The 22,476-nt window shown below is 35.2% G+C and carries 27 protein-coding genes; 9 read left to right on the forward strand and 18 right to left on the reverse strand.

The annotated features are described in order from the left end of the window. The first annotated feature begins 23 nt into the window (after positions 1–23). The gene (locus HX004_RS09095; protein WP_286442180.1) at positions 24–206 is read left to right on the forward strand and encodes a hypothetical protein; all 183 of its coding nucleotides are present in this window, start codon (positions 24–26) and stop codon (positions 204–206) included. Between the two features lie 111 nt (positions 207–317). Here HX004_RS09095 and HX004_RS09100 read toward each other — a convergent pair whose 3' ends face one another. The 5 genes from HX004_RS09100 to HX004_RS09120 all read right to left on the reverse strand — a co-directional run bounded on the left by HX004_RS09100 (position 318) and on the right by HX004_RS09120 (position 4,726). Next, entirely contained in the window at positions 318–947 is a 630-nt protein-coding gene (locus tag HX004_RS09100) for a helix-turn-helix domain-containing protein (protein WP_286442181.1), read from the reverse strand. A 159-nt stretch (positions 948–1,106) separates the two neighbouring features. Then, positions 1,107–1,592, reverse strand: a complete 486-nt coding sequence (locus tag HX004_RS09105) for a hypothetical protein (protein ID WP_286442182.1) — start codon at positions 1,590–1,592, stop codon at positions 1,107–1,109. Positions 1,593–1,623: 31 nt separating this feature from the next. Continuing rightward, complete coding sequence (locus HX004_RS09110; protein ID WP_286442183.1) at positions 1,624–2,574, reverse strand: NAD(P)-dependent oxidoreductase; 951 nt, start codon at positions 2,572–2,574, stop codon at positions 1,624–1,626. 22 nt (positions 2,575–2,596) lie between these two features. Beyond that, a complete protein-coding gene (serC, locus tag HX004_RS09115; protein WP_286442184.1) occupies positions 2,597–3,664 on the reverse strand; it encodes a 3-phosphoserine/phosphohydroxythreonine transaminase in 1,068 nt (355 codons plus the stop codon). Positions 3,665–3,667: 3 nt separating this feature from the next. Beyond that, positions 3,668–4,726 (reverse strand): acyl-CoA reductase, encoded by a 1,059-nt coding sequence (locus tag HX004_RS09120; protein WP_286442185.1) that lies wholly within the window; start codon positions 4,724–4,726, stop codon positions 3,668–3,670. Positions 4,727–4,799: 73 nt separating this feature from the next. On the opposite strand from HX004_RS09120, the gene HX004_RS09125 reads away from it, so the two are divergent. Continuing rightward, on the forward strand, positions 4,800–5,150 hold the full coding sequence (locus HX004_RS09125) for a 4Fe-4S dicluster domain-containing protein (RefSeq protein WP_286442186.1): 351 nt from the start codon (positions 4,800–4,802) through the stop codon (positions 5,148–5,150). A gap of 103 nt (positions 5,151–5,253) precedes the next feature. On the opposite strand, the gene HX004_RS09130 is transcribed toward HX004_RS09125, so the two are convergent. Together HX004_RS09130 and HX004_RS09135 are read right to left on the reverse strand one after the other, a co-directional pair. Further along, positions 5,254–5,478, reverse strand: a complete 225-nt coding sequence (locus HX004_RS09130; protein WP_286442188.1) for a hypothetical protein — start codon at positions 5,476–5,478, stop codon at positions 5,254–5,256. Between the two features lie 84 nt (positions 5,479–5,562). Beyond that, on the reverse strand, positions 5,563–7,602 hold the full coding sequence (locus HX004_RS09135; protein WP_286442189.1) for an LTA synthase family protein: 2,040 nt from the start codon (positions 7,600–7,602) through the stop codon (positions 5,563–5,565). A 448-nt stretch (positions 7,603–8,050) separates the two neighbouring features. On the opposite strand from HX004_RS09135, the gene HX004_RS09140 reads away from it, so the two are divergent. From HX004_RS09140 to HX004_RS09160, 5 genes are all read left to right on the forward strand, one after another. After that, a complete protein-coding gene (locus HX004_RS09140; protein ID WP_286442190.1) occupies positions 8,051–8,695 on the forward strand; it encodes a suppressor of fused domain protein in 645 nt (214 codons plus the stop codon). 11 nt (positions 8,696–8,706) lie between these two features. Further along, entirely contained in the window at positions 8,707–9,210 is a 504-nt protein-coding gene (locus HX004_RS09145; protein ID WP_286442191.1) for a hypothetical protein, read from the forward strand. A 189-nt stretch (positions 9,211–9,399) separates the two neighbouring features. After that, entirely contained in the window at positions 9,400–9,891 is a 492-nt protein-coding gene (locus HX004_RS09150; RefSeq protein WP_286442192.1) for a hypothetical protein, read from the forward strand. 98 nt (positions 9,892–9,989) lie between these two features. Further along, the gene (locus HX004_RS09155) at positions 9,990–10,763 is read left to right on the forward strand and encodes a hypothetical protein (protein ID WP_286442193.1); all 774 of its coding nucleotides are present in this window, start codon (positions 9,990–9,992) and stop codon (positions 10,761–10,763) included. Positions 10,764–10,780: 17 nt separating this feature from the next. After that, positions 10,781–11,332: a hypothetical protein gene (locus HX004_RS09160; protein WP_286442194.1), complete on the forward strand. Its 552-nt coding sequence runs from the start codon at positions 10,781–10,783 to the stop codon at positions 11,330–11,332. A 39-nt stretch (positions 11,333–11,371) separates the two neighbouring features. Here the strand turns inward: HX004_RS09160 and HX004_RS09165 are convergent, their stop codons facing one another. Genes HX004_RS09165 through HX004_RS09175 form a run of 3 tightly spaced genes read right to left on the reverse strand, consistent with a single transcriptional unit; the run spans position 11,372 to position 13,724 of the window. Continuing rightward, on the reverse strand, positions 11,372–12,460 hold the full coding sequence (locus HX004_RS09165) for a DUF695 domain-containing protein (protein ID WP_286442195.1): 1,089 nt from the start codon (positions 12,458–12,460) through the stop codon (positions 11,372–11,374). Positions 12,461–12,510: 50 nt separating this feature from the next. Then, positions 12,511–13,035 (reverse strand): hypothetical protein, encoded by a 525-nt coding sequence (locus HX004_RS09170; protein ID WP_286442196.1) that lies wholly within the window; start codon positions 13,033–13,035, stop codon positions 12,511–12,513. A gap of 47 nt (positions 13,036–13,082) precedes the next feature. Next, positions 13,083–13,724: a DedA family protein gene (locus HX004_RS09175; protein ID WP_286442197.1), complete on the reverse strand. Its 642-nt coding sequence runs from the start codon at positions 13,722–13,724 to the stop codon at positions 13,083–13,085. Between the two features lie 190 nt (positions 13,725–13,914). On the opposite strand from HX004_RS09175, the gene HX004_RS17725 reads away from it, so the two are divergent. Both HX004_RS17725 and HX004_RS09180 read left to right on the forward strand, forming a co-directional pair. Continuing rightward, positions 13,915–14,106 carry a PLDc N-terminal domain-containing protein gene (locus HX004_RS17725; protein WP_353620010.1) on the forward strand — a complete coding sequence of 64 codons (192 nt, stop codon included), beginning with the start codon at positions 13,915–13,917 and terminating at the stop codon, positions 14,104–14,106. Between the two features lie 98 nt (positions 14,107–14,204). Then, positions 14,205–14,450 (forward strand): hypothetical protein, encoded by a 246-nt coding sequence (locus tag HX004_RS09180; RefSeq protein ID WP_286442198.1) that lies wholly within the window; start codon positions 14,205–14,207, stop codon positions 14,448–14,450. A gap of 171 nt (positions 14,451–14,621) precedes the next feature. Here HX004_RS09180 and HX004_RS09185 read toward each other — a convergent pair whose 3' ends face one another. From HX004_RS09185 to HX004_RS09220, 8 genes are all read right to left on the reverse strand, one after another. After that, positions 14,622–15,260 carry a DEAD/DEAH box helicase gene (locus HX004_RS09185; protein WP_286442199.1) on the reverse strand — a complete coding sequence of 213 codons (639 nt, stop codon included), beginning with the start codon at positions 15,258–15,260 and terminating at the stop codon, positions 14,622–14,624. A gap of 1 nt (position 15,261) precedes the next feature. Further along, positions 15,262–16,434: a sigma-54-dependent transcriptional regulator gene (locus HX004_RS09190; RefSeq protein WP_286442200.1), complete on the reverse strand. Its 1,173-nt coding sequence runs from the start codon at positions 16,432–16,434 to the stop codon at positions 15,262–15,264. Positions 16,435–16,457: 23 nt separating this feature from the next. Beyond that, a complete protein-coding gene (locus HX004_RS09195) occupies positions 16,458–17,762 on the reverse strand; it encodes an ABC transporter permease (RefSeq protein ID WP_286442201.1) in 1,305 nt (434 codons plus the stop codon). A 2-nt stretch (positions 17,763–17,764) separates the two neighbouring features. Next, the gene (locus tag HX004_RS09200) at positions 17,765–18,685 is read right to left on the reverse strand and encodes an ABC transporter ATP-binding protein (RefSeq protein ID WP_286442202.1); all 921 of its coding nucleotides are present in this window, start codon (positions 18,683–18,685) and stop codon (positions 17,765–17,767) included. Between the two features lie 190 nt (positions 18,686–18,875). Then, the gene (gene dnaJ, locus HX004_RS09205) at positions 18,876–20,003 is read right to left on the reverse strand and encodes a molecular chaperone DnaJ (RefSeq protein ID WP_286442203.1); all 1,128 of its coding nucleotides are present in this window, start codon (positions 20,001–20,003) and stop codon (positions 18,876–18,878) included. A 43-nt stretch (positions 20,004–20,046) separates the two neighbouring features. Next, positions 20,047–20,580 carry a nucleotide exchange factor GrpE gene (locus HX004_RS09210; protein WP_286442204.1) on the reverse strand — a complete coding sequence of 178 codons (534 nt, stop codon included), beginning with the start codon at positions 20,578–20,580 and terminating at the stop codon, positions 20,047–20,049. Positions 20,581–20,854: 274 nt separating this feature from the next. Then, complete coding sequence (locus HX004_RS09215) at positions 20,855–21,760, reverse strand: TIGR01777 family oxidoreductase (RefSeq protein ID WP_286442205.1); 906 nt, start codon at positions 21,758–21,760, stop codon at positions 20,855–20,857. A gap of 16 nt (positions 21,761–21,776) precedes the next feature. After that, complete coding sequence (locus tag HX004_RS09220; RefSeq protein WP_286442206.1) at positions 21,777–22,238, reverse strand: DUF4442 domain-containing protein; 462 nt, start codon at positions 22,236–22,238, stop codon at positions 21,777–21,779. Between the last annotated feature and the right edge of the window lie 238 nt (positions 22,239–22,476).

The following is a 22,476-nucleotide window of genomic DNA, read 5'->3' on the forward strand; positions in this document are numbered from 1 at the left end:
TTAACTAATTAAATTTAAAAATCATGAAAACAATTAAAATTACAATTGCGTTGTTGGCAATTATGGGAGGTTTTATTCTAAACCAAAGTGTTTATGCCCAAAAAGTGGGGTACGTTTGTGATCAATCATCTGATCGAACATGTCGAATAGGTGATATAACAAGTAAAGGTGATGCAGAAAAAATTTCTATCCCAGTGAAGCCATAATTTCTTAATTCTCAAAAAAAAATAAATTCTAAGTGGTTGGAAGCAATTCTGACCACTTTTTTTTATCAAAACAGTTAATATATCTTTATACTATAGGAATCTATTAAAAATTCAAACTATTCCACGTTCCCTCAACACATCCAACAATTCTTGATAATCTTTGACATCAAACGCCACTAATAGTTTAGATACTCGTTTCTGAATCGCGCTCCTGCTCAACAAAATTTGATCACTTATTTGATTCATGCGATAGCCTTGAGCTAGCAAATAGATAATGTGTCTATTTTTTGAATCCAATAAAGAAGCATTTTTTTGCATAGTCTGAATTGCTTTTTTTGCACTAGGACTTACATAAGGGAAATCGATTTTGGTAGCGGTTACTAGATCGCAAAACAACTCTTTAGTAAAATCTGATTTGACCAGTAATGCATCTACCTTTCTTCTTTTATACAACTCATACAAGACAAGTACTTTCTTATGTTCTGTAAGCAGAATGATCTTGCAATACGGAATATTCTTTTTTATAAACAACGCGCAATCCAAACCTGTTTTTAATTTTCTTTCAAAAACATCCATACTATGATCTGTAATCAGGGCTAGATCTAAATCTTTTGCTTTGGTAAAGAGCGCAAAAAAATCTTGGCCATTAGCCACCTTCAAAAAAGTATGTTTTTCATTTCCTAGCACAGCTATATACCCTTCTATCAGTAAAGGATTAGGTTCGATAATTAAAATTTTCATTTTTACCCTCAAAGTATAAAAATAAAAACACAACTCTATTTTTTTAACTAAAAAAAATCATAAACTTTAAAAAATCAACTATTTCACATTAATAAATAAAATAAAAAACCCAAAAAGAATAAACTTTTTGGGTTTTATTTTTTTATATCTGACTAAATACTAGAATAAGCCTTTTAAAGCATCTATCGCACCTCCAAGTCCTTCTTTTCCTCCGCCTAAAGATCCTAACATATCTTTTAATCCTCCACCATTGCCATCACTTAATCCACCGATTAAATCCGTTAATTGGAAACCACTTTCTCCTCCCTGTACTTTAGAAACAATCATTTCAATGACAGAAGGAATTACGCTACCTGCAAAATTAGAAGCTACACCTTCTGGTAATCCGATTTTTTCTGTCAATCCTGAAATTAAGTTGCCAATCATTCCTGATACCATCGGATTGGATGCTAAATTGCTTACTCCGCCTCCTAGTAAATCAGTTAAACCACTGATATTACCACTGCTGATACTGTCTTTAAAACCATTGATGATACTCTCACCTGTTTCCTTCGTAACTGCTGAAGTTAGATCTGTTGAAATTGTAGATCCGCTGATTTCTTTTGCACTTACCTGCTCAATTAATTTTGTAATTTGCTCTACCATAGTTTTTATTATTTCAAATAAAACTAAGCAATTAATTCAACAAATCTTTTATTTTAACAGTTATTTCAGACCAAACTTGGTGCTGACTTTCATGGGTTGCCGTTGCTATATTAGGCGAAAGAGAAAACGCAGGTTGCATCAAGACTTGAATAACAGGATGGGGCTCCTCTTCAAAGCGATCTAGTCCCGCAAAAAGAATAGTTTCTTTGTTCACCTCATCTACTAAATCCACCTCATTAATAGCTTCTGGATAAGCACAATTGATGACACCTATTAAATTTTCAGCTTTTTCAAACGACTCTTTATTGACAATATAACGTTGGAAATATTTCGTATGCACAGAGATAAAATGCGATTGTTCCAACAAAGCATCCATTGCAATCGATTCCATATTAATAGGAAAAACAATTCCATTAGGCAATTCAAATTCTGTTTTCACTTGAGGGGTAGCATTATCAGTATACACTACATGCATTCCCAATCCTAAGGCTTTTTGTGCTAAAAACTGACCTGCTAGATTCATTCCAATAATTCCCAATGTTTTTCCCGCTATTTCAATACCTGAGCTGTACGATTGTTGAAGGGATTTAAACATCGTATCTCCTTCTAACGGCATATTTCTATTCGCCTCTTGCAGTAATCTAGCCCCGCTAAACAAATGAGCGAGTACCATTTCTGCTGTAGCATTGGCTAGAGATTCCTCTGCCCAAAATACGGTAATTCCGTTGCTTTTGATGTGATCAATCAGCTCTAGATTCACTACAACTCCTGCAAAAACGATGGCTTTCAAATGTTTTAACTCATCAATCATGGTTTTGTTCAACAAGGTTCCTTGTTGTAACAACAAAACGTCAATTTCATTTTTTTTAGTATACGTCACCAATTGCTCATGAGCAACGCGTACTTCTTTTATTTCAAATCCTAATGATTCTAATTCCTGTTTACTATGTTCTGGTATCCCATCATTGGCTAATACTCTCATGCTCTTTTTATTCTTTAGTCTATTAAACCCTTGTTTTCATCTGCTGTAAAACACCTGTAAGCACTTCAACACTATCTAATGTCACAGCATTGTAAAGTGAAGCACGATAGCCTCCCACAGAACGATGACCTTTGATATTGGCAATATTTGCCTCTCGGCATAATTGATCGAAGATTATATTCATTCCCTCTTCTTTGAAGGTAAAAGTAGCATTCATCTTTGATCGATCTTCTACTGCTGCAGTTCCAGATACAAAATCCAATGCATCAATGGTTTGATACAACAAATCGGCTTTCGTTTTATTTAGTTGTTCCATAACCTTTACTCCGCCTTGCTGTTTGAGCCATCTCAGATTCAACAAACAAGTATAAACGGCAAATACATTGGCCGTATGATACAAACTATCCTTCGCAATGTGTTCTTGGTAATCCAACATTTGAGGAATAGTTCGTTTTGTTTTTCCCAGAATATCTTCCTTGACAATAATCAAACTAACCCCTGCAGAACCAATATTTTTCTGAGCTCCGGCATAAATTAAATCCATTTTTTCGCAGTCAAATTCACGTGAATAAATATCCGAACTCATATCGCACACCAAAGGTGCATCCGTTTGAGGGATATAATTGAACTGGGTCCCGTAAATGGTGTTATTCGAGGTAAAGTGAACATAATCAACAAGCTCTTCTATCCTTACGTTTTTGGGAATATAAGAGAACTGTTGATCTTCTGAACTCGCTACAATATCAACTTCTCCGAGCATTTGGGCTTGTTCAATCGCTTTACTTGACCAAGTACCTGTGTTGATATAAGCGGCTTTTTTTTGCATCAAATTATAAGGAACGCGCAAGAATTCCATACTTGCTCCTCCTTGTAGAAATAAAGCAACATAACCTTTTTGATCCAATCCCAATAGTTCCAAGCTCAATTGCCTAGCCTCTTCAAGAGCAGCAATAAATTCTTTACTTCGATGAGAAATAGACAAAATAGACATTCCCGTATGTTCAAAATTGAGAACGGCTTGAGCGGCTTGTTCGTATACCGTTTGTGGCAACAAACTAGGACCCGCACAAAAGTTATGTACTTCTTTCATAATTTACAATTTTAGCAAAAATTCTAGTGTATCCACTTGATCTGCATAATCCCAAAGCTGTGGATGCTGGGTTTGTCCGAATGCAATACTATCTTCTGTTAATTCATTCGATACAATGCACTGTATTTTATCCTGATCTTCACGCAATCGCTCTACTACTTCTTCAATTGTATCGTAATATTCATAATATACCGAAGAAATGGGCGAAGCATAAGAAGCATCTTCTTTTATTGTTAAAAATCCATTGTCTAATAATTGAAATTCGCTCATTAGAAAAACAGCTTTATTATAATCGTAATTATTGGCGTATTTCTCGTACTCAATCACCTCTTTTTGTGCGTACATCCCTTGAAAAAATGCATCAAAATTATATCCTTTTGGCACAAATAACTTGGAAACGCTTCGACATCCCAATCCGTAGTAAGTAAAAATATCTTTGCTCAATGCTGTCAATTGTTCTGCCGTTTCTTCTCCTGTAAGTAAGGCTACTGAGTTTCTATTTTTTCGAATAATATGAGGAACTGCATTAAAATAATAATCAAAATAGCGAGCGGTATTGTTGCTTCCAGTTGCAATAACAGCGTCAAATCCCTCCATCTTTCCTTCGATAAAAATCAAGCGATCCGCAAACTGAGGTTCTACTGTTTGCAAGTATTTAGTCAAGAAAGGCAATAGTTTTTGATCGTTAGACGACAATTTAATCAAAGCGATATTTCCAGAAAGCAAAACAGCTAATAAATCGTGAAATCCTACTAGAGGAATATTACCGGCTAAGATAAGACCTACTTTCTTCAACGGTTCATTTGAAAAATCATAGGCAGAACACCACTTGGTGATATTTTCCTCTGTCAAGGCAGCTGCCCAAGATTGAACAGCAACAAGCACTTGTTCTTTTACAAACCATCCGTTGTAATGTACAGATGTTTCGATTAAAGCTTCGAATGAAGAGAAAAAAGCATCATTATGCTCAACTTTTTCACTTTTTACAAATTCATTTGTAGCAAATTGTCTTAAAAAATCTCCTAACGCTACGAATGCTTTTTTTTTAGCTTCTAAATCCATATTGATTTGTTTCTGAAATGTTTTGGGTGTAAATTTGTAGCAAAGTTAATACATATAAAACAAAATATAAGCTATGGCAATCATTATAACTGACGAATGCATAAATTGCGGTGCTTGTGAACCTGAGTGCCCAAACAATGCGATATACGAGGGAGCTGACGATTGGAGATATAAAGATGGTACAGCCTTAAGAGGATCTGTTGTTTTACCTGACGGTACAGAAGTTGATGCAGATGCTGCACAAGATCCTGTATCGGATGAGTTTTACTATATCGTTCCTTCTAAATGTACGGAATGTAAAGGTTTCCACGAAGAGCCTCAATGTGCTGCCGTTTGTCCTGTGGATTGTTGTATTCCAGACGACAACCACGTTGAAAGTGAAGAAACACTTTTAAACAGACAAGCGTTCTTACACAATCATTAATTGATGTTGACCGAAAAAATCACAGCGATACGCTGAGATATTTCATAACGAAAAAGAGATTTGGGCCCTTTCCAAATCTCTTTTTTTTTACTCTTATTTCTATTTATTTTTTACTGGGTGTCAATACAAAATAAATGACATAAATCCACCCTAATAATCCGTGAATGATAGCCCAAAGCACGGATTTATTTCTTGACCATGAGGCAACAATGGCGATAATAGTTCCTAATCCAACACCTCCCAAAATTCCTGCATTTCCACCAGAACTAGCGAAAGCTTGTGTTCCTACTACTAAGAAAAACACAAGTAATAATAGATACTTTTTCATAGGTTTTACTTTTTATTTTCCTTTAAATTAAGTATTTACAATTAAAAAAACAAAGAAAAAATAAAAAAACACCTAAGATAAAACCTATTTCATTTTTTGATGTTGATTGATACTCTTGTAAATTTCCACTGTTTTCATCACGGTATATGCTTGCATGCGATGTTGCAAATAAAGTGCGTGACTGGAAGAATTATCTCCTCCTTGTAACTTTCTTCTTTCTTTATCTACCCAAGTATAATAATACGGTTGATTATTTTCAATAGCAATTGCTCCTTTGTCATCGGCAATAAAACTATAATCATTCAAAGCAAATCGATGTTCTACTGTTGGATCAAAAAGATTATCTCCTGTATAAAAATAAGGAGCATCAGATAAAGCTAAATTGAAAATCGTTGGAAAAATATCTTTATGTGAAGCCAATACAGTTCCATCAAAAAAAGCAGGTTTATACTTTTCTGGGATATACATTAAAATAGGGACACTTCGCTTCAAAAACCCTTCTTCTGGTGTGTATTCAAATACTTGACGAATGTTGTGATCCCCTGAGGCAACAATAATCGTATTCTCCCCTAAAGGTGAGTTTCGAATCTCTTTGATGAAACGCGCTAATTCAGAAGCTGCATATTGATGCGAATAAAAATTAGCATAAGCTGTTTTTTCATCTACGCGAATTTTCTTCTTCATCTCCTCACTCATCCTAATCTCCTGCTTGTGATAATAAGAAGGTACTTCAAAAGGTGTGTGATTGCTAATCGTCAATCCGAAAATGAATTTAGGCGTTTTCGATTCCTTCAGTGTTTCTCGAATATAATCGAAGAGATATCCATCGTGAACGCCCCAAGCAAATTCTTCTGCATTTGGAAACTTCTCTTGGATGAAATTTTTACCTTGAATCACATCAAACTTTTGATTCTTAATCATATTGTCAATATTTCTCCAAGAAATACTAGCTCCAGTTAAGAAATAAGTTTCATAACCGCTCTTTTTAAAAGGCAAAGCAATAGAACTAGTAAAAGGAGTATCAAAATATACCGATTGAGAAATAATCGTCTTTGGTGTTCCTAAGATGAAATCCTCTAAGGTTTGAATTGTACCATTATAAGCCGATAAACTATTTTTAAAATAATAGAGATTCGGCAATTCCTTACTCAAATCACCTAGTAAATTTAAAGTATCATTATTCAAATCAAAGTAGTGATTACTCATACTTTCCATTTGAAGAAATACCACATTAGGCGGATGTTGAGCTAAAAATTCATTGTGTTGAGTTTGAGTGAATAACGCTTGATTAAACAAGGGTTTTTCGCTTTCTCCTTTATAACTTAGTTGTGCCTCTTCAGCACTTGCAAAACCATTCGCCTCTAACTCTCTGTCAATATCGGGATTTATCGCATTTTCTTTTCGTTCAGAATTTGCAAATTTCAACGAGTACAAAGCATTATAACACAGTGAATTTACGAATTCATTTTTAGAAATATTGGTGTGTTCTCTCCTCAGCGTAAATACGCCTACACTTCCTCTCATTCCAATAAAGAACAGTGGAAAAATCAATAACCCAATTAAGCTATAGATTTTTGCACGAGCAGCAGCAGGTTGTATCACTTTTCGCTTGATGCGCTTGCTCCAATACAACCACGTAATCACAACAACTACATAGACCAAACCAATAGACAACAAAGGATAATCCGTCCAAACGGAAGTTAATACGGCTGTAGTATCATCATTAAAAATACCGAAGAACAGTAGATTGATATGAGACTGAAAAAATTGATAAAAAAAGTAATCAATAATAATCAATGTTAAGAAAACTACAGCTACAAACAATAAATAATAACGGGCAAAACCAGCGTAAACTTTGCTAAAGCCCAATTCGTATTTTTTAGGTATGAACAAGGAACTCAACCAAAAAAGCACGAGAGGTAAAAAGCCATAACAAATAGCAGACACATCAAAGCGCGCACCTACAATAAAAGCTTCAGCAATCTTTCCCTTTTCATTTTCAAACACATCGGAAGCTCCATAACTCAGTAGGAAAACCAATCGTCCAACTGCAAATAAGAAAATAAAAAACAAAAAATACAGCAGTCCATTCCAGACTGTTTTGCGAAAAAGATTAAGATTCATATGCTATTTTTCAAATAATCTGTTCGCAAAAGTAAGGATTTAATAATAGTTCATCCATCTATTTACCAAGAAATAGCTCCATTTTATAGTAGTTACCTTGTTCTTTATCTCAAATTCTGGCAATTTCTATACAAAGTTAATACAGTGTGTACGCTTTACCTGTTTTATACCGCTTTATTCAAAAGTTAGTGTAAAAATTAACTATAATTAGGGATTTCGCATTTAGCGAAAATGAGTGAATTTTGACTTAAGTAAGATGAAGTAAAAATTGCGCTGAAAAAAACTATATTATTACTTACAATTTTGTTCTGGATCGCTCATAGTTTTCTATGAGCGATTTTTTTGTCTGGAGCAGTTTCTACAAAAATAAACCCTGTATTCCCCTATAATTAGGGATAGATTCAGCTAATCATTTAGATTAATTTTATACACCGTAAAAAGAGAAGTTATGACACTAGAAGAATATAAATACAACTATAACGAAGAGGATGCTGTAGGATGGGATTGCATCACTACAGCATTAAATCAACTATACGGAGATCAAGATCCTCAACATTTTGGCAATTCAATTCCTTTCTCCTTGGGGGGTGAAAATCCTTTGGATGGAATGAGTGTATACCAAAGTACACAACAAGAAGATCACTTTCATTTAGTTAGTTATGGTTTTTCTAATTTGTACTATGATGAAGAAAAACTAGAGGCAGAATACAGTGGTTTTGGTTTTGAATTGACGTTTCGCATTAAGAAACAAGGAGATGAAAACATCCATTGGGCCATGAATTTGATGCAGAATCTTGCTAAATACGTGTTTGATTCAGGAAAATGGTTTGAAGCCTTTCACTTTATTCCTACCAATAGTCCAATTCGCTTAGAGTATGATACCGATTTGGTGGGTATTGCCTTTGTACCAGATCCAGAGTTAGGGTCGATTGATACCCCTCATGGGCGAGTAGATTTCTTACAAATGGTAGGAATCACCCAAAAAGAATTGGATCTCTTATGGGAAAATCCCCAATTATCAGAGACAGAAAAATTAATGCTAAACTTACGTCTAAACAATCCCTTATTAATTACGGATTTAGACCGAAAATAAAGATACCCTTTATGAAATTGTATTGTATTTCTTTCTTACTCTTCATCTTCGTAGGATGTAGTTCCTCTCCTTTGATACTCACTCCTACACAGTATACCTACAGCGGAAAAGAACGAACGAAACAGCTTGACAGAGAAAACCCTCAATTAGAACCTCTAATGATTTTACGCGAGATTCAACATTCCTTTTGGGGACGCAAAGCTATTGTACGTGTACAAGGTTGGTATAGTTCTTCTGGCCTACAAGCGCGAAAATTAAACCGCATTCAAATGATTCAGGAAATTGAAGATGATCAATTAACACTAACTTGTTATGTAGAACCAAAAGGAGGTTTTGGCAAAGAAGGCAATCTTATATATGGATATAACTATCAACAAGAAATCAAAATCAAAATACCAGTAGGAATCAAGCAATTGCATCTTAAATTAATTGAACACAACCTCACACAACAAGAAATTTTAAGTTTTAAAACAACAATCCCCTTGACTGCTAAAGAAGTTTCAAAAAAAGGATAGGATTATTAGAAAAAACAACAGTGAAACACAAATCATGACTCGCAATCATCACGTTGAACAAATAGCAAAATCAAGTGCATTTCATGGCTATTCATTTACACTTTTCAAACAAATAAAGAAGTAAAACAATTGAAAACCTTTGATTTTTCTTTTTTTTATTATCTTCACCAGAACCTAATACGATCTTATATGAAGCCTTACATATTCAAACCAAACTATGCTTTATTAACCTATTGCCTTGCAGCAGTAGTGGGAATATTGCTCTTTTTTTTTCTTAATGCCGATACCCGATACCTCTATATTTTGCTGTCGTTGGCTTTTATTTTTATTCTAACGTCAAGCTGTTTTAATGCCTTGACGTTTAAACGTTATCGCTCCGTATTATGGCCTTTTGTACTCAATATACTTTTGCTCTTAACCTTTATTATTAGCAATGGTGGCTTTGGAAATGTTCCCTTTTTTGGTTCGAACAATACGGCATTAACGTTATTTTTTCTCATCCTCGGCTTTAATTCCCATTGGTATATGCTCGTAGAATCGACAACAAGTTCTGATTTTAATTTTTTACTCATCAATACCTTACTTTCTTTTATTATTCCAAGTTTAGGGTATGGGTTAGGTTACTTCTATACGATTAAGATTAGACAGAATAAAACATCTACTTGCTCCAATTCGCAATAGTACTCGTTTGAAAAACCTTTCTTAGGAACACTATATCACCTTCTTATTTTAGGTAATTGACGATAAAAATAAGAATCTAGTCTATTAATTAAACACACATGCAAGAAAAATATATCGAATGCATAACACATGGCAAACAAGCGATGGCCTTGCTGTGTACACATTTAGCCCATAGTTTACACCATCGAAATCCCCTGGGTTTCTTTGAATATGATACAGGTGATACAGGAAGACCGGATGCCTGGTGTAATACCTGTGAAGAAGCTTGGAATCTCACCCGAACCGAAGCAGATCGAGAACAATGGTTTATCGATTGTCAGCACAAATTGGTTTGCGTTTCTTGTTGGGATGAGGCAAAAGTTTTGAATAAACCTGCCTCTATAATTAGCTTCAACGTATTAACTGCAAATGAAATACAAACCATACTAGAACAAGAGAAAAAGATGAAACAAAACTTCTCTAATTCTATTTCTTTTCCATTTCCCTCGTTATATCAGGATTTAGTTCCTTCTATTCCGACCTTAACAATATCCTCTGAAGCTATTTTATATGGCTCAGTTGAAGCGACATCAGAAAACAAAAACGCTGATGACCCGACCCATTGGATATTCGCAGGTAATGGACAGGGTGATCGTTGGTTAATGGATGAAAAAGGTCGAGTATTCTTTGGAGATCACGATGACCACCCCATGAGTTTACATCCTTTAACTATTGATTTTCAACAGTGGCTACAGCTGGCTTTCTTAACCCAACAATTGGACGAATGGTATGATGGAAATTATAACATGAAGCAAACCAACCTGGCTTTTATCCATGCATTAAATCAAATTCACCCTCTATTGGCAGAGCACTATCCCTTTGAAATTGAATAATACTACATTGCTATTTTATGAATAAACAAATCGCCTTAGCTGTATTTGCAAGCGTCTTGACTTTTACAAATTGTCAAAAGAAAAAAGAAGAACAAGCCATTGCTACACCGATAACAGAAAGAGTAAATACGCCAGAAGAAAAAAAACCTGATTTTATCTTATCCCCTGATCACAAAACCAATACCATCACCTTAGATATTGACGGAGACAATAAAGCGGACCGTATTGAAATTGTAAAATCGACATCAGATGGTTTATATGGAATTACAGTTAAAAGAGGAAATGGTGCTTTTGACATCATTGGTCCTCTTGTAGGTTCTACGCATCGTGCCCTACCTGAAGATATGGAAGATTTAATTTGGGCACAAGATGTAGCGGTAGCAGAAAAAAATACCATCATTTATGAAGTAACGGACGAAAATGGTGATCTGCGTGCTGAAGAGGATGTTCCTGAAGACGAAAAAACTGCACTTCCCTATGAAAGTTTGCATTTAAGCATCCCTGAAAGTTGCGGAAGTGGGTTACTTTATTGGCTAGATGGAACTTATCATTGGCATCAAACAAGCTAAATACAAAAAGCGCTATCCAAAATTGAATAGCGCTTTTTTTTATCCTTTATACCGTTCAAAAGATTGCCAATATTTATCCTTATAAATAGCGTAAGAAACGCTAAAATTGTCGCTGTATTTTTTCTTTATTTGATCCACAACTTGAGCAGGTTCTCTAAAATCTTTACACGCGAAGAAAATATCTCTATTTCCATCCACTGTTTCTCTACCGATATTTAAATACCCTTGTGCATCAGGTAAAATCTCAATAAGCTCGTCTTCAAACGCATTCAATAACTGATATGTATGTTCGTCTGGGAATCCATTTTCATTGGCTTTAAACGCAATTTCTACGCGGACAATCCAAGGATGTGAAGCTTTGGCATCCCAATCTAAAAGCGTGCGATTAATCATAGCGATTAAAGGCATTCCATTATCAAGCTTTGCTTCTAATCCAATATAATCATCATTTTCTGTATTATAACGCGTTCCTTCATATTTCTCAATAAACTCCTTCTCACGCCATACAAGATAATCTTTAAGTTTTAAAATCGGAATTAGCTCTGCTTCTGCTTGCTCTAGTCCTACTACTTTTAGACTATCAATCGAAGTGATTGCATTTAATTCACCTAATAAATTATCCAAAAACACATAGATTCCATTGGTAATTACTGGACGATCGCTTTCTACAAAATCATCGTAAACGATAACTAAGTCAACTTCATCTGGGTAAGCTGGATGCTCTATTGCATAGAAATTAATTTTCTCTTTGGAGAATTCATAATTATTCATTCGGATATTAAAGCGATTAATATCTACAGCGGGTTTTAATGCAGTAAACTTCCAATGAGGTAATTGTGGAGCCGCTTGCACTAAATCTTCGATAAAAGCAACATTTTTCACAATACCATCTGGGGTAAAGATTAACTCTGCCGTATTATTGTCCATCATCCCTGATAGAAAATAAACCCCTTCTCTTACTTCTTGTAATTTAGGTGCTAAGCGATCGAAAAACTTTTCTTCGATCGCATCGCGGTCTTGAACCACTTTATGAAACGTTTGTTCATTTTCCTGAAACCATTGCCAAAACTCTTCAATGGTGTGAATTGGTTTTTCTTTTTTAGCAAAAATATTTTTTAATATACTCATAAATAATAGTATTCACTTTCACAAGGTTATCCTCTTAAAAGCTATAGTGTTCATATAATTTTATTTTGAATGGCTGCTACCCAAATTTGCGGTTCATTTACTCGAAATTTAAACGTTCTATTTTCTTTCGTACGAATAAGAATTCCAAACTCAACTAACCACATCGATTTGTAAACTTCCACTTGTACAATGTTTTCAAAATCTATTGTCAACGGACTTTCTACAAAATTTGTTGTTTCAGGTGTAAAAATCAGTTGTTTTTCTCTTGCATACAAAACACCCATAATCCCTGATGTTTTTACTATTTGATGCGCTACTCCATAAAAAGAAACCTCTTGATGCCCCATAACATCAACTATCGATTTTTCCCGTATTTTTAGCTTCAATCGAAAGAAAACAAAATACCAAAATAAAGCAAAAAAAGCAACTTGAAAGACAACTTGAATGGGATCAATTGGCTCTTTACTCAAAAGTCGAAAAAGACAGTGAACAAGCGCATAACTTACCCCCATGATTACTCCAAAATAAACGCGATATTGTTTACTTAGTTCTACTGTATCACCACCAATTTTCATTTTGTTTTTGTTTAAAGATACCGAATTTAAAAACAGAGCCTACTTCTCTACTTATTTTTTTTCATTTTTGCTTTGATAAACTCAAAAATAATGGGTAAGATCGACACAAAAATAATTAACAAGGCAATTTTAGAAAAGTTATCCTTTACAATAGGTAGATTCCCTAAAAAGTAACCAGCCAAAGTTAAACCAACGACCCAAATAATACCGCCAATCACATTATAGGTCATGAAAATACGATACCGCATACTCCCTACTCCTGCAACAAAAGGTGCTAACGTACGTACAATAGGAATGAATCGAGCGATAACAATGGTGCGCTCTCCATATTTCTCATAAAAAGCATGGGTTTTATCGAGGTGTTCTTCTTTAATGACCTGCTTGCCAAATAAGCGAATATTCGTCATGCGCATGCCTACTTTTCGACCGATATAATAATTTAAAGAATCTCCGGAAATAGCGGCAATCAACAAGAGTATAATGGCCACAGTAATGTCTAATTCTGACGATTGAGCCACGAGCATTCCCGTTGCAAAAAGCAAAGAATCTCCAGGTAAAAAAGGCATAATAACCAATCCTGTCTCTACAAAAATAATCAAGAATAAAATAGCGTAGATCCAAGCTCCATAATCTGCAATAAGCATATGTAAGTATTGGTCAATGTGAAAGATAAAATCTAATAACTCCATGTTTTTCTAAAAGTGAGTATAAAATTGAACGATTTAGTTTGTCTCACAAAGATGTAAAGATTATTCTAATTAGAAAGAAAAAAAATAGCCTTTCTCCCTTCTATTTTTTATTCATCTAATTTCTCATTTCTGCTTAGATTAGTTTATGTTTGCCCTTATTATACATACACTAAAAAAAATTACAGCAAAGATGAGTATACTATTCTGGCAAGTACTGCTAATCGCCCTTTTTCTCTTTACGATTTACAATTTGTATAAAGTAAGTCAATCAAAAGAAAGTACCAGTCAGAAACTTCTTTATGCCTTTCTAATCTTGTTTTTCCCTCTTTTAGGCAGTCTCTTTTATTTTTTTGTGAGTCGAAACAAGCAAAAAATCAATTAATTTTTTACTTCATTAACATCCTTTTTTTAGTATCATCGTGATTGATTGGGAAAAAATAAATATTTTTATCTATTCAATAGGAGATTAAAATTGAAATCATGATGTTGTTATCCCTACTTACAGCTAGCCCTCTAGGAACAAACCTCGTTTCCCTACAAACGATTACGGGTATGTTACACCTTTGTTTTGGTGTTGCTTTTTTAATTATTTTCCTGCGCTTTTGTCGAGATTATTTCATTTATAAACACCGATTTCCTCAAGCGATACAAAGGCGAAAAGCTCCCTTAATTGTGTTGGCTATCGTTTATGCTGTAACGATGTTTGCTATTTATTTTTTATGGTAAGAGAACTGAGAGAGAAGAGAGAAGAGAGAAGAGAGAAGAAATCAGAGCGAAGCAGAAATTCATCACCTCATCACCTTACAACCAGCAACTCCACAAAAAAAGGAAGACCTTTCAGCCTTCCTCTGTATATATCCGTACTTTCACTTACATCGTGTTAGCCGTTAACTAATTTTAATTTTCTTCGTCTTCTTCGTAAAAATCAAGCCATTCTGCGTCTTCTGTCATGGTTTTGTCAATGAACATATCCATTTGCTCAATATAATCTGTAGCGAAATAAACGCGTTGTGTTTTTCCAATACTTTCAGACAAGCGATACAAACGCGGTTCGTGTCTGTTTCTCAATTGTTGATCCACATCGTCAATCATATACATCTTCAATTGATTCACATCAAATCCTGCCCCGCTAAACATTAAGTTTAGACGTTCTGCTGTTCCGATTAGAATATCATTTCCCAAAGACATTTGATTTTTATCATCATCTAAATCTGTATAATCGTGAACTCCATATACGCGGATATTCATCTTATCTCCAATTCGATCGAACTCTTCTACTAAGCGTTCCACTTCAAATTTGTCTTTTACAACGATTAAAACACGAGTAGAAATCATATCATCAACGGGTGCTTCTACACGTTGTAATGCAGCGATAATTAGCGCTGTCGTTTTTCCTTCTTCTTTGGGTGCAAGTAAAACAAAATCCTGTCCACTTTTAATGCGACCAAACGTTGATTTTTGTAGTATAGTTGGTTCTTCAAATCCCAATTGACTCAAGTTATTTTGTAGAACCGGGTGTATTTTTTTTAACTTCATATTATTTTGTAGCAAATAGCTTTACATCTTCTAGTGTTACTTCATTTCCTCCTAAGATAATTAAGCGCTCAATGACATTGCGCAGCTCTCGGATATTTCCACTCCAATCGTATTGTTGCAATAAGGCGACTGCCTCAGCTGTAAATTTCTTAGGCGCCGTTCCTTGTTCTGCAGCAATTTGTTTGACAAAGTGTTCCAACAGCAAAGGTATATCATCTCGACGGTCATTCAAAGCAGGTACCTTAATTAATATAACAGCCAATCGATGATATAAATCTTCTCTGAAGCGTCCTTCTTCAATTTCTTTGCGCAAATCTTTATTGGTAGCAGCCAATACGCGAACGTCTATTTTTTGATCTTTCTCTGCTCCAACGCGTGTAATTACGTTTTCTTGTAAAGCTCGTAATACTTTGGCCTGAGCAGATAGACTCATATCTCCAATTTCATCTAAAAAGATGGTTCCTTTATCGGCAAGTTCAAACTTTCCTGGACGATCTTTAACCGCTGAAGTAAAAGCTCCTTTCACGTGACCAAACAACTCACTTTCGATTAGTTCTGCTGGAATAGCTGCACAGTTTACTTCAATCAACGGCTTTACGGATCTCGAACTTTGAGCGTGAATTTGGTGAGCAACTAATTCTTTTCCTGTTCCATTCGGTCCGGTAATTAATACACGAGCCTCTGTAGGAGCTACCTTTTCTATCATTGCTTTAATTTGCTCAATAGATTCGTTTTTCCCTATAATCTCGTATTTTTTAGATACTTTTTTCTTTAAAATCGTGTTCTCAACTACGAGCTGACTCTTGTCTAATGCATTGCGGACAGTAGTCAATAAGCGATTTAAATCGGGTGGTTTTGAAATATAATCAAAGGCTCCTAATTTCATTGTGTTGATTGCCGTTTCCAAATCACCATGTCCTGAGATCATCACGAAAACTGTTTCTGGTTTTATTTTTTTGGCTTCAACCAACAACTCATCCCCACTCATTTTAGGCATTTTGATATCAGAGATAACCAAGTCATAATCTTCTTGGGCAATCTTTTTCAATCCTTCTTCTCCATCTTCTGCCGTATCTACTTTATAGGAAGGAGATTCATCTTCTAGTATACGAGCCAAAACGCGGCGAATAGCAGCCTCATCCTCTACAATTAATATCTTAGATTCTTTACCCATTATCTTTATAATTTAGCACGAGATTAATATTTTAACCACTTATATAATTCTTTCCATGAAGGGCGTTTTCCGTACATCAATATACCTATTCGATAAATTTTTGCTGCTAACCATACTGTTAAGATAAAGGTAGCAAATAACAAGACAATAGACACGATTACTTGCCAAATGGGAACTCCAAAAGGAATACGCATCAACATCACAATAGGTGAAGTAAATGGAATCATAGAGAATACAGTAGCAACCGTTCCGTGAGGGTCTTTAATCACGGTAAAGAAACCAATGTAAACCCCTAACATCAAGGGCAACATCACAGGAAATAAGAATTGCTGTGTATCGGTTTCATTATCCACTGCCGCTCCAATAGCAGCATACAAAGAGCTGTATAGAAAATACCCACCAATAAAGAAAATGATAAAGTAAACAAACCACGTCAACAAGGGTAAACTCATGATTTCAGAGATGTAATTCTGTATATTACTCATGACACTGGTATCCATAGTCGTAGCCATTTGAGCCGCTTCTAAATTCGCAGCCCCTGCATTCAATCCGAAAACAGATGTTGCTACCAACATTAAAATACCACCTACAACTCCCCAAATTAGAAATTGCAACAAACCTGCCATCGAGGTACCAATAATTTTTCCCATCATCAATTGGAATGGTTTAACAGAAGAAATAATTACCTCAATAATACGATTTGTTTTTTCTTCAATTACAGAGCGCATCACCATATTTCCGTAGATAATAATAAACATCATGATACAGTAACCAAATAAAGATCCAATGAATATTTTAATTTCATTCAATCCCTTTACAGTTTGTTCACCCGAGGCTTTTTCTAAATGTAAGTTTACTTCTGCTTGATTTTCCTTGATAATTTGCGGATCAATTCCCCTTGCTACCAAATTCAAACTAGAAACTTTATTTTCTATAATTGATTCAATCTTACTGATAAAAGCAATGCCTGGGCTTTCATTTGAAATATAGTAAACGGACTTTTCGTAATCCGTGATTTGTTCTTGTTTGGGTATATACAACAAGCCATCGTATTTCTCAGCCAAGACACTATCTTTTAAAATAGCGATTGGCACTGCGGATAGATTCTGGTATTTATATTCTTCTGAACTTTCAAAATCTCCACTAAAGATTCCACTCTCATCGTGAATAGCAATGACTTTCGTCGTTGACTTCATTGTACTTAAATAACCGATAAGCACTGCAATTGCTACAAAAAAGAGAGGGGCTAAGAAAGTCATAACAATAAATGCTTTATTACGCGCCTTGGCAATAAACTCTCTTTTTATAATTAGTTTTAAAACACTCATAATTATTTACTTACAGTTTGAATAAAAATATCATTTGCCGTTGGTAGTTTTTCGACGAAATGAGTTACTTGTCCATTGTTGGCTAAAATATGCAACAATTCATTGGGCATGGCTTGTCCAAGGTCAATTTCTAATTGCAACTCGTCATTTAAAGATTTGAATGACGTAGGCTGAACGGTAAATTTTTGAGACAATTCAAACATTAATCGGTGTACATCACTAGATAGGATTCCTACTTGATATAGATTCGTGCGAAAATCTCTTTTCACATCGACTAATCTTCCTTCAATTAGTTTATTTGATTTGTGGATTAAAGCAATATAGTCACACATTTCCTCTACGCTTTCCATGCGGTGAGTAGAAAAGATAATTGTTGCTCCTTTTTCTTTGAGCTCTAGTATTTCATCTTTGATGATATTGGCATTTACGGGATCGAATCCAGAAAAAGGTTCATCAAAAATCAACAATTTAGGTTTGTGTAAAACCGTAACTACAAACTGGATTTTCTGTGCCATCCCTTTTGATAGTTCTTGGATTTTTTTGTCCCACCATCCTTTGATATCTAACTTATCGAACCAATAGTCCAATTGTTCTTTGGCTTCGGCCTTACTCAATCCTTTGAGTTGAGCTAAATAAAGCGCCTGTTCTCCCACTTTCATGGTTTTATACAGCCCTCTTTCTTCAGGCATATAACCGATATCTTTAATATGATGAGGACTTAAAGCCTGACCATCCAAAATAATTTGCCCTTGATCAGGATAAGTGATTTGATTTATAATTCGGATGAGGGATGTTTTTCCTGCCCCATTAGGGCCTAATAAACCGTAAATAGATCCTTTCGGTACGGTAAGAGAAACATTATTTAAAGCTATTTTATCAGAATATCTTTTTTCTACATTCTTAACTTCTAAGATAGGTTGCATCAATCGATCTTTTATATTTCTCGTAAAAATAAATCATTTATTTCAACTTGCGAAGTACAAGGTATATTTTGATGACAAATAGGTATAAAAAAACCCAACCTTATATTACTATAAGGTTGGGAAAAATTGCTATGAAAAAGAAAATCCACTGTTTAATAAGTGTGCATCAAATGTATGACTTCTTTTCTAATTATGAAAACATTTCTTTGACTTTTTCGAAAAAAGATTTATCTCCTTTACCTGGAGATGGTTTGAAGTTGGTATCTTCTTCCATTTTTTCGAAAAATTCTTTTTGTTCTTTTGTCAGTTTCTTAGGTGTCCATACATTAATATGAACAAGTAAATCACCACTGCCATAACTATTTAAGTGCGGTAAACCTTTTCCTCTCAAACGGAGAATTTTACCCGATTGAATTCCCTCTTCTAATTTGATACGCACATTTCCTGTTACGGTATAAATTTCTTTATTTCCTCCTAAGGCAGCTTCAGAAAAGCTAATATAAAGGTCATAATGTAGGTTGTCTCCCTCTCTTTTTAACGTATCGTGTTCTAATTCTTCTACGACAACTAATAAATCACCCGGTACACTGTTGTTTCCTGGTGCCTCATTTCCTTTACCTGCAACTTTCAATTGCATGCCTTCTGCTACACCTGCGGGAATTTTGATTGATACGGTTTCTTCTTGTAGAATCATTCCTTCTGCATCCGATCCCGTTGGTTTTTGATCGATCATTTGTCCTGTTCCTTGACATGTATGACAAGGAGAAGCCGTTTGCATACGACCAAATACCGTATTGGCAATCTTTGTCACTTGTCCTGTCCCATTACAAGTAGCACAAGTTTTATAGGTAACGCCAGCTGCTTTTATCTTGCGTTTTACTTTTACTTTCTTTTCAACGCCATTGGCAATATCTTCTAAAGTAAGTTTCACTTTAATTCGCAAACTCGTTCCCTTCGCTCTGCGTTGGCCTCCACCTCCGCCGAAACCGCCGAAGCCGCCAAATCCACCTCCGCCGAAAGCACTGCCGAAAATATCTCCAAACTGACTGAAGATATCATCCATATTCATATGACCTCCGCCAAATCCACCGCCACCTTCAAATGCGGCATGTCCATATTGATCGTAACGCGCTTTTTTGTCTGCGTCACTCAATACTTCATACGCCTCAGCAGCTTCTTTGAATTTTTCTTCTGCTTCTTTATCCCCTGGATTCTTATCTGGATGGAATTCAATTGCTTTTTTGCGGTATGCCTTCTTAATGGCAGCAGCATCTGCTCCTTTATCAATACCTAATATTTCGTAATAATCTTTCTTCATTTGGATTCTGAGTTTCTATTAATAAATTGATCTCAATACAAGCTTATTGACCAATAACAACTTTTGGAAAACGAATAATCTTATCTCCCAATTTATATCCTTTTTCTACTACATCAACTACTTTTCCTTTTAGTTCATCACCTGCTGGAATTTGCGTAATAGCCTCTGATAAATCCGCATTGAACACATCTCCGCTCTGAATTACTACCTCTTCTAATCCTTTAGCCGCCAAAGTGTCTATTAATTTCGTTGAAATTAAACGCACTCCCGTTAAATGATCACTCTCTCCTTGCTTTTCCAATTCTGATAAAGCTCGGTTGAAGTCATCTAAAATTGGTAGCATGGCTGACATAACTTCCTCATTTGCCGTTTTAAACAATTCTAAACGCTCTTTAGAAGTACGGCGTTTGTAGTTTTCAAACTCAGCAAATAAACGCAAATACTTGTCTTTTTCCTCTGCAATTTTAGCATTCAACGTATCTTCCACAGACTCTGAACCTACTGCCGCAGTTTCAGTTTCTTGCGTATTTTCTGTGTTTAAATCCACTTCTTCCTTATTTATATCTTTATTTTCCATACTGATAGCTTACAATTTATGTTGCTATCTTTTAATCAAATCCTTTGCCAACTGTGTATTTGTGTCATAATGGCAGATTTTTTTGCCAAGTTGTGCTTTGTGAAGTTTATCTCATTGGTTAATATTTTATTTTCGTATTCGATGAATCTACGCTACGCTACGATTTGTGCTTCGTGAGGTTTATCTCATTGGTTAATATTTTATTTTCGTATTCGATGAATCTACGCTACGCTACGATTTGTGCTTTGTGAGGTATCTCTCCTCTTTCAATCCATCAACTTTTATACAAATCAGTAAAAGCTTCTGATAAGGTTGGAAATTGAAACTGAAAATTCAGAGCGAGTAATTTACTACAACTAATGCGTTGCCCTTCTGTAACAAGCATCGCTTTTTCCCCTAAAACTAAGCGTAAAACGAAAGTAGGAACAGCAGGTAAAATCATGTTTTTCCCCACTGCTTGGCTCAGGTATTTTGTAAACTGTTTATTGGTTTCTGGATGGGGTGCAACTGCATTAAATGCGCCTTGTAAACGGTGATTCATGACGAAAATAAAAATACTTATCAAATCAGATAAGTGAATCCAAGAATAATACTGAGTTCCCCTACCTAATGGAGAGGCTAGATAATAGTTGGCCATCTGTTCAATATGTGGCAAAGCACCTCCTTGGCGAGATAACACTAAACCGATGCGCAAAAAGGCAACGGGAATACCCAACTGTTCAAAACATCGATTTTCCCCTTCCCATTGTTGGACAACTTGTCCTAAAAAATTAGTGGCAGGGGTGTAATTTTCTTCGGTTTGAATAGCATCTACAGTATCGTATATACCCACTGCCGAAGCACAAATGATTTGCTTTACTTGATGCTTCTGCTCCCTTAACAGTTGATATAAAGTTTGAGAAGCTTCTACTCTACTACTGACAATCTCTTGTTTCCCCATTTTTGACCAGGAACCATTAATGGAACTCCCAGCTAAGTGAATAATCGTCTCTACTCCGGTTAAACAATTGACGTCAATCTCGCGATTTTTTGGATTCCAATAAAAACCTTGGCATCCCTTTAAAGCATTTAATTTGTCTTGGGTTGTAGTCAAGAACACAACCTCATCTCCATTTTCTAGCAATTGTTTCAACAACTCCTTACCGACCAATCCTGTTGCTCCTGTAACTAAAACCCTCATATACTTTTATTTACTCTTATTTCTTTACTCGAACTTTAAGCGTCCATTCAAAATTAAATACAGAAACCTCATCTCCTTTTTCATCTACACCTACTGATTTCATCCAAATCGTAACCCCTTCCTTTGTTTCAATTGCTTTTCGCATGGCTTCATCCAACGGATAACCATCCACACAAGTAAAGGAGATTTTACCTGTCGCTTTTTTGACAAAAACTGAATTATTTTGTGCCACTAACATGGAAATGGGCGCACCGCTTTCCTGAATTTTTTTCATGACCAAAGCCCCTGTAGATAACTCCGCAGCCATAGCCTGTACTGCAAAATACATGGAGCGAAATGGATTTTGATTCACCCATTTATGGCGGACCGTTGTAATAGCGGTTGTATCCGAAATACTTCTTAATCGTACGCCTGTCCAATAAGCAGAAGGCAACTTAAAAAATAAAAACTTATTAATCGATGAAACTGAAAATTCCATAGTATGTCTATTTTAATTCCCCTAAATATACAAAATTATACCGTTGATTGAAGCATCAACTAAAATATACCCCTCTACTTTCTCTTTCTAACTTCGATCAGATCATTCCTTTTCCCATGCTAAAAACAAACCCAAAAAACACACATAACACATTGTAAACAAACAAATTAACAAATAAAAAATTCATACTTCCCAAAAACAAAATTGTTAAATTAAAGTTAATAATCAGTACTTTGTA

Origin of the sequence: Myroides sp. 1354 (genome assembly GCF_030324495.1) — a bacterium.
Classification (GTDB): Bacteria; Bacteroidota; Bacteroidia; order Flavobacteriales; family Flavobacteriaceae; genus Flavobacterium.

Excerpts from the sequence above, each read along its gene's own strand:
- HX004_RS09105 (WP_286442182.1), bottom strand. The coding sequence starts at position 1,592 with ATGGTAGAGCAAATTACAAAATTAATTGAGCAGGTAAGTGCAAAAGAA.
- HX004_RS09120 (WP_286442185.1), bottom strand. The coding sequence starts at position 4,726 with ATGGATTTAGAAGCTAAAAAAAAAGCATTCGTAGCGTTAGGAGATTTT.
- HX004_RS09155 (WP_286442193.1), top strand. The coding sequence starts at position 9,990 with ATGCAAGAAAAATATATCGAATGCATAACACATGGCAAACAAGCGATG.
- HX004_RS09175 (WP_286442197.1), bottom strand. The coding sequence starts at position 13,724 with ATGGAGTTATTAGATTTTATCTTTCACATTGACCAATACTTACATATG.
- HX004_RS09220 (WP_286442206.1), bottom strand. The coding sequence starts at position 22,238 with ATGGAATTTTCAGTTTCATCGATTAATAAGTTTTTATTTTTTAAGTTG.
- HX004_RS09165 (WP_286442195.1), bottom strand. The coding sequence starts at position 12,460 with ATGAGTATATTAAAAAATATTTTTGCTAAAAAAGAAAAACCAATTCAC.
- serC (WP_286442184.1), bottom strand. The coding sequence starts at position 3,664 with ATGAAAGAAGTACATAACTTTTGTGCGGGTCCTAGTTTGTTGCCACAA.
- HX004_RS09185 (WP_286442199.1), bottom strand. The coding sequence starts at position 15,260 with ATGAAGTTAAAAAAAATACACCCGGTTCTACAAAATAACTTGAGTCAA.
- HX004_RS09110 (WP_286442183.1), bottom strand. The coding sequence starts at position 2,574 with ATGAGAGTATTAGCCAATGATGGGATACCAGAACATAGTAAACAGGAA.
- HX004_RS09200 (WP_286442202.1), bottom strand. The coding sequence starts at position 18,685 with ATGCAACCTATCTTAGAAGTTAAGAATGTAGAAAAAAGATATTCTGAT.
- HX004_RS09135 (WP_286442189.1), bottom strand. The coding sequence starts at position 7,602 with ATGAATCTTAATCTTTTTCGCAAAACAGTCTGGAATGGACTGCTGTAT.
- HX004_RS09195 (WP_286442201.1), bottom strand. The coding sequence starts at position 17,762 with ATGAGTGTTTTAAAACTAATTATAAAAAGAGAGTTTATTGCCAAGGCG.
- HX004_RS09140 (WP_286442190.1), top strand. The coding sequence starts at position 8,051 with ATGACACTAGAAGAATATAAATACAACTATAACGAAGAGGATGCTGTA.
- HX004_RS09150 (WP_286442192.1), top strand. The coding sequence starts at position 9,400 with ATGAAGCCTTACATATTCAAACCAAACTATGCTTTATTAACCTATTGC.
- HX004_RS09210 (WP_286442204.1), bottom strand. The coding sequence starts at position 20,580 with ATGGAAAATAAAGATATAAATAAGGAAGAAGTGGATTTAAACACAGAA.
- HX004_RS09160 (WP_286442194.1), top strand. The coding sequence starts at position 10,781 with ATGAATAAACAAATCGCCTTAGCTGTATTTGCAAGCGTCTTGACTTTT.
- HX004_RS09170 (WP_286442196.1), bottom strand. The coding sequence starts at position 13,035 with ATGAAAATTGGTGGTGATACAGTAGAACTAAGTAAACAATATCGCGTT.
- HX004_RS09190 (WP_286442200.1), bottom strand. The coding sequence starts at position 16,434 with ATGGGTAAAGAATCTAAGATATTAATTGTAGAGGATGAGGCTGCTATT.
- HX004_RS17725 (WP_353620010.1), top strand. The coding sequence starts at position 13,915 with ATGAGTATACTATTCTGGCAAGTACTGCTAATCGCCCTTTTTCTCTTT.
- HX004_RS09215 (WP_286442205.1), bottom strand. The coding sequence starts at position 21,760 with ATGAGGGTTTTAGTTACAGGAGCAACAGGATTGGTCGGTAAGGAGTTG.
- HX004_RS09095 (WP_286442180.1), top strand. The coding sequence starts at position 24 with ATGAAAACAATTAAAATTACAATTGCGTTGTTGGCAATTATGGGAGGT.
- HX004_RS09130 (WP_286442188.1), bottom strand. The coding sequence starts at position 5,478 with ATGAAAAAGTATCTATTATTACTTGTGTTTTTCTTAGTAGTAGGAACA.
- HX004_RS09100 (WP_286442181.1), bottom strand. The coding sequence starts at position 947 with ATGAAAATTTTAATTATCGAACCTAATCCTTTACTGATAGAAGGGTAT.
- HX004_RS09125 (WP_286442186.1), top strand. The coding sequence starts at position 4,800 with ATGGCAATCATTATAACTGACGAATGCATAAATTGCGGTGCTTGTGAA.
- dnaJ (WP_286442203.1), bottom strand. The coding sequence starts at position 20,003 with ATGAAGAAAGATTATTACGAAATATTAGGTATTGATAAAGGAGCAGAT.
- HX004_RS09180 (WP_286442198.1), top strand. The coding sequence starts at position 14,205 with ATGATGTTGTTATCCCTACTTACAGCTAGCCCTCTAGGAACAAACCTC.
- HX004_RS09145 (WP_286442191.1), top strand. The coding sequence starts at position 8,707 with ATGAAATTGTATTGTATTTCTTTCTTACTCTTCATCTTCGTAGGATGT.